Genomic DNA, 13455 nt, shown 5'->3' with positions numbered 1-13455 from the left:
CCCCGCGGCGGTGAACCGGGCTACTCCAGGTCGGGCGACAGATCGCCGGGGTCGCCGGGGTCGGTGAGCGCCTCGTCGACGCTGGAGTGCACGATCGTCGACAGGAACGCCCGCGGGTTCTCGACACCCACAGACGCCAGCAGATCGGATGCCTGTCGCACGATCGAGCGCGAGAACTCGGTCGCCGTCGCAATGGCCTCCGCATACGCCGGGCGATCGGCATCCTTCACCACCACCGGCTCGCAGCCGAGCTCGACGGCGAGCGCCTGGGCGATCGGCAGCACCGCGGCCGGCGCGGTGACGGCGGCGAACGCGTCGGTGAGCTGGCGCAGATCCATCGACGTGCCGGTGAACGCGATCGCCGGATGGATGGCCAGCGGGATCGCGCCCCGGGCTGCGGCGGGCATCAGCACGTCGAGCCCGAACCCCGGGTCGGTGTGCACCACGAGCTGGCCGATCTGCCAGGCGCCGAGGTCGGCGAGCCCGGCGACCAGGCCCGCCAGCTCGTCATGCGGCACGGCGAGCACGACCAGCTCGGCCCGGCGCACGATCTCGGTCGCGTCCAGGAACGGCACATCGGGCAGCACCGACTCGACGCGGTCGTCGTCCGACCCTGACGTGATGCCGACGACGGCGTGGCCGGCCCCGGCCAGCGCGGCGCCGATCACGGGCCCCACCCGGCCCGCGCCGATGATCCCGACCCCCAGGCGCCCTTCGCGGCTCATGAGTCCTCCCCCGCCCACCGGTGCGTGCGGTCGGCGGCGCCGGCGGCCACCGCGGCGGCCTCGGTGCGTGCGAACACGTCGATCGCGGCGCGGCGGTCCACGGCGCCCAGCGACCCCGAGACCCGCCCGGCGATCGTGTGGGCGTGCACCTTGGCGACGTCCAGCGCCCGGGCCAGGGGCCCCTGGTGCAGCCCGACGCTCTGCAGGCGTGCCAGTGGGAACACGGCGAGGTTGCGCCAGACGAACCCGCGGCGGAAGAACAGTGCGCCCTCGGCGAGCAGGAACCCGTTGCGCCGCCACGACAGCGGCCGCAGGATCCGGGCGCGGCCGGGGGTGTTCGTGTACGGGTCGCCGTCGGGTCCCGGCCCCAGGATGCCGTGCTCGAACACGAGCGGCCAACCGTCCTCGGGCATCGCCGGCATCAGCAGCCGCAGCACGCGCTCGACGTCGGCGCGGTCGCCGACCGGCAGCACCTCGGCGAACTGGTCGGGCTCGTTCGAGTCCGCGCGCTTGCCGGTCATGCGGTTCACCCGCACCGCCCACCACCCGGCCGGCCGCCACAGCAGCGGCTGACTGACCTCGATGGCGTGGATGCGCCCCGGCGGCAGCGTCTCGGTGACGGTCGTGAACAGCCCGTACGTGATCCGCACGCCGTCGGGCGTGGGCGCGATCGAGTACCGCAGCGACTTGGTGGTCGAGCGCACGATCATCGTGCCGAAGGCGAGGATCATCGGGATGATCGTGAACAGGATCCACACCGTGCCCACGACCGATCCCCAGATTGCCGCGGCGATCAGCACGACCATGATGATCATGCCGCGGCCGAGCAGACGCGACAGCAGCAGCCGCACGATCGGGATCTGGACGACCGACGCGGGCTCGGCGACGGGCTCCTCGGCACCCAGCACGAGATCGTTCAGGGCGTCGGCGACGACGGATGCCGCAGCCACGACGCGCGAGCCGCCGTGGGCTGCGGCATCCCGCGCACGCGCCTCGGCGAGCCGTCTGCCGGACGCGAGACGCAGGATGTCGGCGCGCACCTCTTCGGCGTTCGACGTCGACAGGTATTCGAGTTTGACGTTGGAGTCCGAGCCCGCGCCCACGACCTCGAGCTTGGCCATGCCGAGCAGGCGGGCGATCATCGGGCGGGTCAGGTTCACGCCCTGCACGCGGTCCAGCGGCGCACGGCGGTGGCTGCGGAACAGCACGCCGTGACGCACCTCGACGTCGTCGCCGGTGATGCGGAAGCTGTGGAACCGCCACGCCAGGTAGAACAGCCCGATCAGCACGAGCACGACGACCAGCAGCGCGACCAGTGCCAGCAGCACGAGATTGTGCCGCAGGATGAAGTCGATCGGATCGCCCGGCTCTTGGAAGTCGGGGACCTCGGGCACGGTCGTGCGCAGGAAGAAGTCGATGATGCGCTCGCGCAGGTTCGAGATCACGATGCCCGCGACGATCACGAGCACCAGACCCCCGCGGAACAGCGGGGTGAGCGGGTGCATCCGGTGCCATTCGCCGTCGCTGAGCGGCGAACGCGCGCCCGGCAGCGGAGCGCCGGGAACCGGGACGGACGGTGCGGTCACAGGCCGGTCCTGCGAGTCTCGGCGACCTCGATCAGGGTGTCGCGCAGGGTCTCGGCGGCCGTCTGGGTGAGTCCGGGGATGACGACGCCGGTGGATGCCGCGGCAGTGACGAGCTTGAGCTGGGCGATGCCGAACGCCCGGTCGAGCGGCCCGTGCGTGATGTCGACGAGCTGCATGCGCCCGTAGGGCACCGCGACCATGCGCTGCCACAGGATGCCGCGGCGGAAGACGAGGTCGTCGCGGCGCAGCTGGTACCCGAACGAGCGCGCCTGGCGCGGGGTGATCACGGCGGTGCCGGCGAACAGCACGGCGGCGATGCCGCCGGGGATCCACGGCCACGCGTCGCCTGCCACCGCGGTGAGCACCGCGGCGGCGACCAGGACGATCACGAGCATCGCGGTCACCGAGATGAGCCGCACCCACACGTACGACCGCGCGAGCTGGTACCACGTGCCGTCGCCGAGCGGCAGCCGGTGCGCGCTGCGCGGCTCGAGCACACGATCGAACGTCCCCGCGTCGAGAACCGGGTCACCCGCTCGCTCCGGTGGCGCGGCGGGCGCCGGCGGCGCGGCGGGCGCCGGGGACTGCGCGTCAGCGGGCGGCGTGGCGGGCGCCGGGGCCTGAGGAGTCGGGGTGGTCCCCTCCCCCGGCGTCGGGGTGTTCGTCATCGTCGTCCTTCCGGATCGTGCACAGGTGCTCGGCGATCAGCCCCGCGGCGATGAGCACGGCGGCACACACCACGGTCGCGATCAGCGCGCTCAATGAGCCTACCGACGGGTCGGTGGGTCGGCTCAGCACGAACAGAAGCAGCCCCAGCCCGAGTCCCCCGAACACTGCGCCGACCAGGCTCGAGGCCTTCGCGAGCATGGCGATGCGCACGGCGTGGAAGGGATTGATGGGCGCGGCGATGTGCCCGTGCGAGGCACGGTAGATCGGCACCGCCAGCAGCACCACGATGATCCCCACCGCCGCCAGCAGCACCGGCAGCGACACCATCGGCGTGAACGACGAGCGCCCCGCGGCGGTCAGCGCCTGGTCGAGCACATAGCCCCCGCCCACGCCGAGCGCGGCGGCGACGATGAGCGGGGTCGGTCGCGTGCGGTTCATGCGTCCTCCTCCCGCAGCGCTGCGGCCAGCGCGTCGACCCGCCCGGCACCGGGCAGCACCGCGTCGGGGTCGACGGCGAGCCAGGGCTCGAGCACGAACAGCCGCTCGGCGGCGCGCGGGTGCGGCAGCGTGAGGTCGGGGTCGGCGCTGCGCACGTCGCCGTACGCGATGATGTCGAGGTCGAGGGTGCGGTCGCCCCAGCGCTCCAGGCGCACCCGCCCGTGCCGCTGCTCGATCTCGTGCAGCGCGTTCAGCAGCACCGACGGGGCCAGGCGCGTGGTGAGCACGGCGACCGTGTTGAGGTACTGCGGGGCATCGGCATCCGGGCCGTCGAGCTTGACCGCGACCGACGTGATCGGCTCGGCCACGTGCACGTCCTCGGTCAGCGGCAGCGCACGCAGCTCGGCGATCGCGGCATCCAGCGTCGCCTCGCGGTCGCCGAGATTGGCCCCGAGCGCGACGACCGCGCGGATACCCGGCACGGCCGGCGTGAACCCCTGGGCGAGCCTGCGGCTCATGCGGCCCTCCGGCGACGGATCGTCACGGTCACGTCGTCGAAGGGGACCGTGATGGGGGCGTTCGGCTTGTGCACCGTGACGGTGACCTGCTCGACGCGGTCGAACGCGAGCACCGCGTCGGCGATGCGCTGGCACAGCGTCTCGATGAGGTCGACCGGGTCGCCGGCGATGATCGCCGTGACCGCTTCGGCGACCTCGCCGTAGTGCACGGTGTCGGTGACGTCGTCGGATGCCGCGGCCGGCCGCGTGTCGACGTGCAGGGTGAGATCGGCCGAGAACTCCTGACCCTCGCGGCGCTCGTGCTCGTAGACGCCGTGGTAGCCGTACGCCCGCAGCCCGCGCAGCGCGATCTCGTCGAACTCGCCCATCATGCTCCCCACGCCTCGGCGACGCGCAGTGCGTCGCGGGTCGCCGCGACGTCGTGCACGCGCACGCCCCACGCGCCCGCCTGGGCGGCCAGGACGCTGGCGACGGCGGTGGCCAGGTCGCGGCGCTGCTCGGTGGCCTCGCCGGCATCGCCGGCCTCGAGCAGGTCGGCGAGGAACCGCTTGCGGCTCGTTCCCACGAGCACGCGCGGGCCCACGGCCACCAGCGCGGGCAGGCCCCGCAGCGCCTGCCAGTTCTGCTCGCCACGCTTGGCGAAGCCGATGCCCGGGTCGAGGATGATGCGCTCGGGCGGGATGCCGGCGGCCGCGGCGACATCGATCCGCTCCATGAGCTCGGTGACGACGTCGCGCGCGACGTCGTCGTACTGCGCGTGCGCGTACATGTCGTCGGAGTGACCGCGCCAGTGGCTGATCACGACGTCGGTGCGGCTCTCGGCCACCACGCGCAGGATGTCGGGATCGGCAAGACCCCCGGCCACGTCGTTGATGATGGCGGCGCCCGCCTCGATCGCGGCCTCTGCGGTCGATGCGTGCATCGTGTCGATGCTGATCACGGCGCCCGCGGCCGCCAGTTCCCGGATCACCGGCAGCACGCGTTCGCGCTCGACGCTCGGGTCGATGCGCTCCGCACCGGGCCGGGTGGACTCGCCGCCGATGTCGAGGATGTCGGCGCCGTCCGCCCGTAGCTGCAGGCCGTGCGCGATCGCGTCGGCCGTGCGGACGTAGCGCCCGCCGTCGCTGAACGAGTCGGGCGTGACGTTGACGGCCCCCATGATGACGGTCATGCGCTCCCCTGTCCGATCAGTGCGATGAGCTCGGTCCGCGCCGCCGGCTCGGCGAACTCGCCGCGCGCCGCGATCGTGACGGTCGCGGCGTCGGGCTGACGTCCGCCGCGCATCGTGACGCATTGGTGCACCGCATCGAGCACCACGAGCACGCCCCGGCAGTCGAGGGCGCCTGCGATGGTGTCGGCGATCTGCTCGCCCAGCCGCTCCTGCACCTGCGGGCGGGCGGCGAGGATGTCGATGACCTTCGGCAGTGCTCCGAGCCCGACGACCTGCTCCCCGGGCAGGTACGCGATGTGCGCGTGTCCGGCGAACGGCAGCAGATGGTGCTCGCACACGGAGCGGAAGCGGATGTCGCGCAGCAGCACCGCACCCGACGGCGTCGTGTCGGGGGCGGGGCCGTGCGAGACCGAGATCGTGCGACGCAGCGGGGCTGCGGCATCCTCTCCCACTCCGGCGAAGAATTCGTCGGCATACAGGTCGGCGACCCGCTGCGGGCTCATGCGCAGACCGGGCCGGTCCGGGTCCTCCCCGATCGCGACGAGAAGGTCCCGGACCAGCGCGCTCACACGGTCACGGTCGACGGCCACAGGCCCGAGCCTACGCGGTCGCGGGGCGCGCCTGCCCGCTCGGGCGGCGGCGCGGGGCCTTCCCCTGGGGCTCGGCCTCGGTCGAGGCGGCGATCCCGGTCGCCGGCGGACGCGGCATCTCGATCGGCGGCAGTGCCGAGACCGGACGGTCTTCGCTCGAGAGCCACTGCGGACGCTCGGGGAGCTTCGTGACGTCGGTGAAGATCTCGGCGATCTCGTGGTGGTCCAGCGTCTCCTTCTCGAGCAGCGCGAGCGCCAGCTTGTCGAGGATCTCGCGGTTCGCGTTGAGCACCTCGTACGCCTCGTTGTGCGCCTGCTCCATGAGGGCGCGCACCTGCTCGTCGACGGTCTCGGCCATCGACTCGGAGAAGTCGCGCCCGTGGCCCATATCGCGGCCGAGGAACATCTCGCCCGACGAGCTGCCCAGCTTGACCGGCCCGATCGCGGCGGTCATGCCGAACTCGGTGACCATCTTGCGGGCGATGCTCGTCGCCTTCTCGATGTCGTTGGACGCGCCGCTGGTCGGGTCGTGGAACACGATCTCTTCGGCGACGCGGCCGCCCATCGCCCACGCGAGCTGGTCCTGCAGCTCGTTGCGGGTGACCGAGTACTTGTCTTCGAGCGGCATCACCATCGTGTAGCCGAGGGCCTTGCCGCGCGGCAGGATCGTGATCTTCGTGACCGGATCGGAGTGGTTCAGCGCCGCCGCGGTCAGGGCGTGACCGCCCTCGTGGTACGCGGTGATGAGCTTCTCTTTGTCTTTCATGACGCGCGTGCGCCGCTGGGGACCGGCGATCACGCGGTCGATGGCCTCGTCGAGCGCGCGGTTGTCGATCAGCTGCGCGTTCGAGCGGGCGGTCAGCAGCGCCGCCTCGTTCAGCACGTTCGCAAGGTCGGCGCCGGTGAAGCCCGGCGTCTTGCGCGCGACGACCTCGAGGTCGACGCTCTCGGCGAGCGGCTTGCCGCGGCCGTGCACCTGCAGGATCTTCAGGCGCCCGTGCAGGTCGGGCGCGTCCACGCCGATCTGGCGGTCGAAGCGGCCCGGGCGCAGCAACGCCGGGTCGAGGATGTCGGGGCGGTTCGTCGCCGCGATGACGATGACGTTCGCCTTGGGGTCGAAGCCGTCCATCTCGACGAGCATCTGGTTCAGGGTCTGCTCGCGCTCGTCGTGGCCGCCGCCCAGGCCCGCGCCGCGGTGGCGGCCGACGGCGTCGATCTCGTCGATGAAGATGATGGCCGGGGAGTTCTCCTTGGCCTGGTTGAACAGGTCGCGCACGCGGCTCGCGCCGACGCCGACGAACATCTCGACGAAGTCCGAGCCCGAGATCGAGTAGAAGGGCACGCCCGCCTCGCCGGCGACCGCACGGGCCAGCAGCGTCTTACCTGTTCCGGGAGGGCCGTACAGCAGCACGCCCTTCGGGATGCGCGCACCCACAGCCTGGAACTTTGCCGGGTCCTTCAGGAAGTCCTTGATCTCTTCGAGTTCTTCGATCGCCTCGTCGGCGCCCGCGACATCCTGGAATGTGACCTGGGGCATCTCCTTGGTCACCAGTTTTGCGCGCGACTTGCCGAACTGCATGACCTTGCTGCCGCCGCCCTGGGCCGAGGCCAGCAGGATCCAGAACAGCACACCCAGCAGCAGCATCGGCAGCAGCAGCGACAGGAAGCCGTCGAACCAGCTCGGCTTGGGCACCGAGTCGTTGTAGCCGTTCTTCGGGTTCGCGTCGTTGATCGCCGTGACCACCTGGTCGGCGCGGGCCGAGACGTAGTAGAACTGCACGTCGGTCGCACCCTCGTACGGCGTCGACAGCGTCATGTCCACGCGCTGGTCGCCGTCGGTGTTCAGCACCTTCGTCACCGTCGTGCCCTTGAGCAGGTCGAGACCCTGCTGGGTCGTGATCTGCTTGGCGCCGCCGAGACTGGAGATCAGCGAGAATCCGATGATCAGCAGGAGCCCGATCAACACCACGTAGAGCAGTGGGTTGCGGGTGATCTTCTTGAAGTCCATGGTGCGGGGTCGGCCCCCGGAGCCCTTTCGTCGCGGTCCGCGGGCGTGCGGACTGTCAATTCAGGGTATCGCGGGCGTATTGTGCGGCGTCTGTGCATTCGCCCACGGCGTAAGGTGAATCCCTTTATGAATAGACGTGCGGCGCGAGCACCGCGACGTCGCGCACATTGCGGTACTGCTCGGCATAGTCGAGGCCGTACCCGATGACGAACTCGTTCGGGATGTCGAAGCCGATGTACTTGCAGTCGACCCGCACCTTGGCGGCTTCGGGCTTGCGCAGCAGCGCGAACACCTCGACGGATGCCGCGCCCCGGGATGCGAAGTTCTCGAGCAGCCAGCTGAGCGTCAGACCCGAGTCGATGATGTCCTCGACGATCAGGACGTGCTTGTCGTGGATATCGGTGTCGAGGTCTTTGCGGATCTGCACGACGCCGCTCGACTTGGTGCCGCTGCCGTACGACGAGACCGCCATCCAGTCCATCGGCACCACCGTCGGCAGCGCCCGCGCGAAATCGGCCATCACCATCACAGCGCCCTTGAGCACTCCCACCAGCAGCAGGTCCTTGCCGGCATAGTCCTCGGCGACCTGAGCCGCGATCTCGGCGAGCTTCTGCTGGATCTGCTCCTCGGTGACGAGGATCTTCGTGATCTGATCGGAGATGTCCGCCGCGCGCATAGGGTCGAGTCTACGGGCGGCTGCCGTCGTTCGCTGAGAACTCGATGCGGCCGCCGGCACGACGGGCGCGACATCCGGGCAGGTCCACCGGCCCCTGCCCCGACCAGTCCGTGACCAGCCGGGCCACCTCGAGGGTCTGCGTGCGGGTCAGGCTCTGCCCGAACTCGCTGGCCACCACGTGCCGGATGATGCGGTGCCGCAGAGCGGCGGGGTTCGCGGCGAGCGCCGCGACCGACACCGAGATGCCCGCCTCGGCGTGCTCCACGATGTCTTCGATGGTCTCGTCGATCATCTCGGCGAAGGCCGCGGCATCCTCTCGCAGCTGGTCGGCCGTGCGGGCCAGCGCCTCGGCGATGCCCGGGCCGAGCTCGGCCTCGAGCACGGGCAGGACCCTTTCGCGCACGCGCACGCGCGTGAAGGCGGGGTCGGCGTTCTGCGGGTCGTCCCACGCCTGCAGACCCTGCTCGTCGCACGCCGCACGGGCCACGGCGCGCGGCAGGGCGAGGAACGGGCGCAGCAGCGGGATGCCGTCGAGGTCGGCGACGGGGGCCATGCCCTGCAGGCTCGCGGTGCCCGATCCACGGGCCAGACCCAGCAGCACGGTCTCGGCCTGGTCGTCGAGGGTGTGGCCGACGAGGATCGCGGCCGCGTCCGTCTCGACGGCCGCGCGCCGCAGCGCGTCGTACCGCGCGGTGCGCGCGGCGGCTTCGGGGCCGCCTTCGCCGCCGACGTGCACGCGCTCGACACGGGCATCGAAGCCGAGGTCCTCGGCCTGGCGGGCGGCCGCCTCGGCGACGTCGTCGGACCCGGGCTGCAGCCCGTGGTCGACGGTGACGCTGATCAGGGTCATGCCGCGCTTGGGCGCCTCGAACGCGGTCGCCGCCGCCAGTGCGAGCGAGTCGGCGCCGCCTGAGAGGGCGACCATCACCGCGCCGGGACGCACGTCGGCCACAGCCCGGCGCACGGCCAGGCGCGTCTGCGCGACGGCGGGATCGAGGCCGGGGCGATGCTTCACGACCCCACCGTACGCCGGAGGCTAGGCTGTTGCGCGGAATTCCCGTCATCGAAGGAGCACACCTATGGGCGCGTACGACGCCGTCATCGAGATCCCGCGCGGCAGCCGCGTGAAGTACGAGGTCGACCACGAGACCGGGGCCGTCCACCTCGACCGCATCCTCTACACGGTGTTCGGCTACCCCGCCGACTACGGCTTCTTCGACAAGACGCTCGGCGAGGACGGCGACCCGCTCGACGTGCTGCTGCTGCTCGACCAGACCCTCTTCCCCGGCGTGCACGCGACCGTGCGCCCGGTCGGGGTGCTCCACATGACCGACGAGGCCGGCGGCGACGACAAGGTCGTGGCGGTGCTCGCCAAGGACCCGCGCTGGGCGCACATCCAGGACGTCGCCGACATCCCCGAGCACACCAAGAACGAGATCGCGCACTTCTTCGAACACTACAAGGACCTCGAAGAGGGCAAGTGGGTCAAGGTCGAGGAGTGGGCCGACGCCGCCGAGGCCGAGCGCCTGGTGAGCGAGGCGTTCGCGCGATTCGAAGCGCACTGAGTCCGGACTGCGCCGCAACGTGGCGAGGGGCGGATGCTGCGGCATCCGCCCCTCTGTGCGCGCGGCGTACGATCAGACGCTGATGCCGCGGTTGGCCATGAAGTAGATCGGGTTGACCGGCGACCCGTTCACGTACGTCTCGAAGTGCAGGTGGCAGCCGAACGAGTTGCCGGTGTTGCCCTCGCTCGCGATGACCTGGCCCGCGCGGACATGCTGGCCGGCACGGACGAAGAGTCCGCCGTAGCGGATGTGCCCGTACCCGGTGCCGATGCCGCCCCCGTGGTCGATCTTGATGTAGTTGCCGTAGCCGCCGTTGTAGCCGGAGTAGACGACGGTGCCCGAGTGCGCGGCGTAGATGTTCGAGCCGCAGCTGTCGGCCAGGTCCACCCCGTAGTGGAAGCCGCTCGAGCAGTAGCTCGGCCCGCACTGCACGGTGCGCGGCCCGTACCCCGAGGTCTGGCCGCCGTCGTTGGGACGGCACCAACCGTTGGCGTGCACGCGGCCCCCGCCGCCGCCACCACCACCACCGCCGCCGCCTCCGCCGCCGGAGTTGTTCCGGGCGGCCAGCTCGGCCTGACGCTTGCGCTCGGCCTCGAGCTTGCGCTTGCGCTCTTCTTCGGCCTTGCGGCGCACTTCGACGCCGACCCGGTACTGCGTGATGGTCTTCTTAGTCGTGTCCTTCAGCGCGGCCAGCTGCGCCTGCAGGTCGTCCATGTGCGCGTTCTCATTCGCGACGGCCTGGTCGGCGGCCTCGGACGCCTGCTGCGCAGCGATCATCTTCTGCTCGGCGACCTTCTGCAGGCGGTCGCGCTCCTGACGCTGCTTCTTGGCCAGATCGCTCAGGTTCTGCGCCGAGTCGCGGGCCGACACCGCATCGGCGTACACGGCGTTGTTCGCCTCGAGCAGCGTGTCCATCGTGCCCAGGCGCGCGAGCAGGTCGTCGGCGTTGGCCGCCGATCCCGACAGGAACAGCTGGAGCGCCGTGTCATCACCGCCGTTGCGATACAGCTGGGCGGCGACGCGGCCCGCCTTGTCCGATGCATCCTTGGCCTTCGCCGCCTGCTTGTCGGCCTGGTTCTGCAGGTCGTCGGCGCGCTTCGCGGCGGCGAAGTACTCCTGCTGTGCCTGGTAGAACGCATTGCCGGCGGCTTCGGCCTGCTGCTGCGCGCGGACCGCGGCAGCCTTGAGGTTCTGGATCAGCGTCTGGATGCGCCCGATCTCAGCGTTCTTCGCCGCCTCGTTCGCCTTGGCTCTCTGCACGTCGGGCCACGACGGGTAGTCGGCGGCGAACGCGGGCGGGATCTGCGGTGCCACGGCGATGCCTGCGCCGGCGACACCGAGCACGCCCAGGGCGATCGCACCGCGGCGGGACACGAGCGACGGCCAGAGCGCGCGCTTCTCGCGGGCCGTCGGCGCGCAGTCGCAGTCCTCGGTCACCGTGGTCACTTCCTCGTTCACCCGGCCTCCTCTCCCAGCCCTTGCGGTGGTTTCGTCGGGTGTTCTCACGGGCACAACGCAATCAACAGTAGCAACATCAGTCACAGATGCAACAGATTTTCACCGGGATGCCGCGTCTGCCGGTCGGGTATACCCACCCATGATGCTCCCGACGAGTCCGCTTGGCGAGAGTTTCCTGGGCGGGTCGGGGCATCCATCCCCGTTTCGATTTGGGGATTCGGCGAGGCATCTCTTATGCTTGAGCGTCGGCAAGCGTGAGCGGCGCCCGCGAGGGTCAAGCTTCACCCGGCCCCATCGTTTAGCGGCCTAGGACGCCGCCCTTTCACGGCGGTAGCACGGGTTCGAATCCCGTTGGGGTCACTCTTCCGGTACAATTTCATAGTTCTGGCCCTGTAGCGCAGCTGGTTAGCGTGCCGCCCTGTCACGGCGGAGGTCGCGGGTTCAAGTCCCGTCAGGGTCGCTCCAAGCGACGGGCCCTTCTCGGAGGGCCTTTCGTCTAGGATGCGGCAGTTCGTTCTCACGGATGCCGCATGGCTCTGTAGCTCAGTTGGTAGAGCGCACGACTGAAAATCGTGAGGTCACGGGATCGACGCCCGTCGGAGCCACGGGAACCCTCGCGTGGCTTCTACACGCGGGGGTTTCTTTGTTGTCCATGGTCAGCCGCCTCTTATTGGGCGGACTCTTCTAGCTGCCGCACGCGGGCATGACGAACGAATGCGGGCTCCGACCCTCAAATCGGCCGCTTGTGCCGGGGGTTGTGCCGGGGACCTCTCCCGGCACAGAGTCCAGTTCTCTCGGCACAGCGACGCCGGCGTGCCGGGCGTCTCCAGCGCAATCAGGACCAATGGCGACCAACCACGACTAACGAGGACAATACCGGTTGGATGTCCGGCCACGACCACACGATTCCGCTTCGAACTGCACAGGAGCCGCGCGCGCCCCCTAGCATCGACCCAGTGCTCGACTAGGCTCCCGACCCGATGGGCGCTTCGTGTGACGATGTCATCGGGAGCCTAGTCGAGCACTGGAAAGACGAAACCCCGGCGATGTGGCCAGGCCAGTGATCGTTCCGGGGTCTTCGTGTACAAGCATACGGTCAGGATCCTGAATGTCAACCGAACGAGCTGCGCTGCGCGACGAAGACTACGAATCGATCCTCCCTCTCGTAACGGCTGAACGACTCAGCTCATACTCTAGAGCGACCCGCGGCAATGTCGCAGAAGCCTTCGCTCTCTACGAGTGGAACATGCGCGCGGCGGCGAGCATGATGGAACTCACCTCAATGGTTGAAGTAGTCACTCGCAACGCTCTCGACATCCAGCTCCGCGGCTGGGCAGCTCGCAAGCATGGACAGGCGTCTTGGCTGGATATCGCACCACTCGATCGACAGGGACGCAGCGACATTCAAAAGGCACGGGATCGAGCGACACACCGAGGGAGCCGACCAGAAGTTCATGGCCGCGTCATCGCTGAGCTGCCGCTCGGGTTCTGGCGATATCTCGTAGGGTCGCGATACCTGACGTCACTGTGGGTGCCTTCGACGCACACGGCGTTCCCGCATGCGCATCCAGATCTCCGCACCAGGCAACGTGACGTAGCCTTCCGGATGCAACAGCTCAACTTCGTCCGGAACCGCGCAGCTCACCATGAACCCATCCACCAGCGCGATCTCCGGCGCGACCTGCGACTGGCTATCGAACTTGCGCAGTGGATCTCGCCAGCTGCGGGGCACTGGGTTGAGCGCACAACTTCGTTGCCTCAGGTACTCACTGAACGCCCGAAATGAGTCCGCCAAAGCCGCAAGCGCGCTGACCGCGACCGCAGAAGTCAGAGCATTCGCGTGTCTAGAGTCAGGCGGAGATTGGGATGTCTCTGTCCCGGTGGTTGCGCGGTGATCTGGTTACAGAGGAGGCCAAACGGCAGTTCAAGCAGGCCATCTCGGCGGCGGCGGTCCGGCGCTGGTTGCATGCCGACGCGATGAATCCCTGACGACGCTGATCCTGGATCCGCGGAGTAGACCCGTTCGCACAGCAGCAACGGTCCGGGCCGAT

14 protein-coding genes and 3 tRNA genes are annotated in these 13455 nt (G+C 69.8%); 5 read left to right on the top strand and 12 right to left on the bottom strand.

From position 1 onward, the window contains the following. Positions 1-20 precede the first annotated feature (20 nt). From AC3RX0_RS11810 to tilS, 11 genes are all read right to left on the bottom strand, one after another. Positions 21-725: a DUF2520 domain-containing protein gene (locus AC3RX0_RS11810; protein ID WP_491506172.1), complete on the bottom strand. Its 705-nt coding sequence runs from the start codon at positions 723-725 to the stop codon at positions 21-23. After that, the gene (locus tag AC3RX0_RS11805; RefSeq protein WP_491506171.1) at positions 722-2311 is read right to left on the bottom strand and encodes a PH domain-containing protein; all 1590 of its coding nucleotides are present in this window, start codon (positions 2309-2311) and stop codon (positions 722-724) included. The genes AC3RX0_RS11810 and AC3RX0_RS11805 overlap by 4 nt, the downstream gene beginning before the upstream one ends. After that, entirely contained in the window at positions 2308-2808 is a 501-nt protein-coding gene (locus AC3RX0_RS11800) for a PH domain-containing protein (RefSeq protein ID WP_491506346.1), read from the bottom strand. Before AC3RX0_RS11800 ends, AC3RX0_RS11805 begins: the two co-directional genes overlap by 4 nt. A gap of 94 nt (positions 2809-2902) precedes the next feature. Next, the gene (locus AC3RX0_RS11795; protein WP_491506170.1) at positions 2903-3418 is read right to left on the bottom strand and encodes a DUF3180 domain-containing protein; all 516 of its coding nucleotides are present in this window, start codon (positions 3416-3418) and stop codon (positions 2903-2905) included. Further along, complete coding sequence (gene folK, locus AC3RX0_RS11790; protein WP_491506169.1) at positions 3415-3936, bottom strand: 2-amino-4-hydroxy-6-hydroxymethyldihydropteridine diphosphokinase; 522 nt, start codon at positions 3934-3936, stop codon at positions 3415-3417. Before folK ends, AC3RX0_RS11795 begins: the two co-directional genes overlap by 4 nt. Next, positions 3933-4307, bottom strand: coding sequence for a dihydroneopterin aldolase (gene folB / locus AC3RX0_RS11785; protein WP_491506168.1), 375 nt, complete (start codon positions 4305-4307; stop codon positions 3933-3935). Before folB ends, folK begins: the two co-directional genes overlap by 4 nt. After that, positions 4304-5107, bottom strand: coding sequence for a dihydropteroate synthase (folP, locus tag AC3RX0_RS11780; protein ID WP_491506167.1), 804 nt, complete (start codon positions 5105-5107; stop codon positions 4304-4306). The genes folB and folP overlap by 4 nt, the downstream gene beginning before the upstream one ends. Continuing rightward, positions 5104-5697: a GTP cyclohydrolase I gene (folE, locus tag AC3RX0_RS11775; protein WP_491506166.1), complete on the bottom strand. Its 594-nt coding sequence runs from the start codon at positions 5695-5697 to the stop codon at positions 5104-5106. The genes folP and folE overlap by 4 nt, the downstream gene beginning before the upstream one ends. Before the next feature lie 10 nt (positions 5698-5707). After that, positions 5708-7705, bottom strand: a complete 1998-nt coding sequence (gene ftsH, locus AC3RX0_RS11770; protein ID WP_491506165.1) for an ATP-dependent zinc metalloprotease FtsH — start codon at positions 7703-7705, stop codon at positions 5708-5710. A gap of 124 nt (positions 7706-7829) precedes the next feature. Further along, positions 7830-8381, bottom strand: a complete 552-nt coding sequence (gene hpt / locus AC3RX0_RS11765) for a hypoxanthine phosphoribosyltransferase (protein ID WP_491506164.1) — start codon at positions 8379-8381, stop codon at positions 7830-7832. A 10-nt stretch (positions 8382-8391) separates the two neighbouring features. Beyond that, positions 8392-9396 carry a tRNA lysidine(34) synthetase TilS gene (gene tilS, locus AC3RX0_RS11760; protein ID WP_491506163.1) on the bottom strand — a complete coding sequence of 335 codons (1005 nt, stop codon included), beginning with the start codon at positions 9394-9396 and terminating at the stop codon, positions 8392-8394. Between the two features lie 64 nt (positions 9397-9460). Here tilS and AC3RX0_RS11755 point away from each other — a divergent pair, with 64 nt between their 5' ends. Continuing rightward, positions 9461-9946: an inorganic diphosphatase gene (locus tag AC3RX0_RS11755; protein ID WP_491506162.1), complete on the top strand. Its 486-nt coding sequence runs from the start codon at positions 9461-9463 to the stop codon at positions 9944-9946. 72 nt (positions 9947-10018) lie between these two features. On the opposite strand, the gene AC3RX0_RS11750 is transcribed toward AC3RX0_RS11755, so the two are convergent. Then, positions 10019-11404, bottom strand: a complete 1386-nt coding sequence (locus AC3RX0_RS11750; protein ID WP_491506161.1) for a M23 family metallopeptidase — start codon at positions 11402-11404, stop codon at positions 10019-10021. A 287-nt stretch (positions 11405-11691) separates the two neighbouring features. Here AC3RX0_RS11750 and AC3RX0_RS11745 point away from each other — a divergent pair. The 4 genes from AC3RX0_RS11745 to AC3RX0_RS11730 all read left to right on the top strand — a co-directional run bounded on the left by AC3RX0_RS11745 (position 11692) and on the right by AC3RX0_RS11730 (position 13190). Further along, positions 11692-11764: transfer RNA gene (locus tag AC3RX0_RS11745), tRNA-Glu, on the top strand. 26 nt (positions 11765-11790) lie between these two features. Beyond that, positions 11791-11864 (top strand) — tRNA-Asp (locus AC3RX0_RS11740). Positions 11865-11936: 72 nt separating this feature from the next. Further along, a tRNA-Phe gene (locus AC3RX0_RS11735) sits at positions 11937-12009 on the top strand. A 503-nt stretch (positions 12010-12512) separates the two neighbouring features. Beyond that, a complete protein-coding gene (locus AC3RX0_RS11730; RefSeq protein ID WP_491506160.1) occupies positions 12513-13190 on the top strand; it encodes a hypothetical protein in 678 nt (225 codons plus the stop codon). Positions 13191-13455 lie beyond the last annotated feature (265 nt).

It is taken from the genome of Microbacterium sp. W1-4-2 (genome assembly GCF_058349885.2).
Note: the sequence above shows the minus strand (reverse complement) of the source record. Positions and strands in the feature narration are given on the sequence as shown.

What these genes read in the sequence shown, in the direction of transcription:
- folP (WP_491506167.1), bottom strand. Translation starts at nt 5,107, where the DNA reads ATGACCGTCATCATGGGGGCCGTCAACGTCACGCCCGACTCGTTCAGC.
- ftsH (WP_491506165.1), bottom strand. Translation starts at nt 7,705, where the DNA reads ATGGACTTCAAGAAGATCACCCGCAACCCACTGCTCTACGTGGTGTTG.
- AC3RX0_RS11730 (WP_491506160.1), top strand. Translation starts at nt 12,513, where the DNA reads ATGTCAACCGAACGAGCTGCGCTGCGCGACGAAGACTACGAATCGATC.
- hpt (WP_491506164.1), bottom strand. Translation starts at nt 8,381, where the DNA reads ATGCGCGCGGCGGACATCTCCGATCAGATCACGAAGATCCTCGTCACC.
- folK (WP_491506169.1), bottom strand. Translation starts at nt 3,936, where the DNA reads ATGAGCCGCAGGCTCGCCCAGGGGTTCACGCCGGCCGTGCCGGGTATC.
- AC3RX0_RS11795 (WP_491506170.1), bottom strand. Translation starts at nt 3,418, where the DNA reads ATGAACCGCACGCGACCGACCCCGCTCATCGTCGCCGCCGCGCTCGGC.
- folB (WP_491506168.1), bottom strand. Translation starts at nt 4,307, where the DNA reads ATGATGGGCGAGTTCGACGAGATCGCGCTGCGCGGGCTGCGGGCGTAC.
- AC3RX0_RS11810 (WP_491506172.1), bottom strand. Translation starts at nt 725, where the DNA reads ATGAGCCGCGAAGGGCGCCTGGGGGTCGGGATCATCGGCGCGGGCCGG.
- AC3RX0_RS11755 (WP_491506162.1), top strand. Translation starts at nt 9,461, where the DNA reads ATGGGCGCGTACGACGCCGTCATCGAGATCCCGCGCGGCAGCCGCGTG.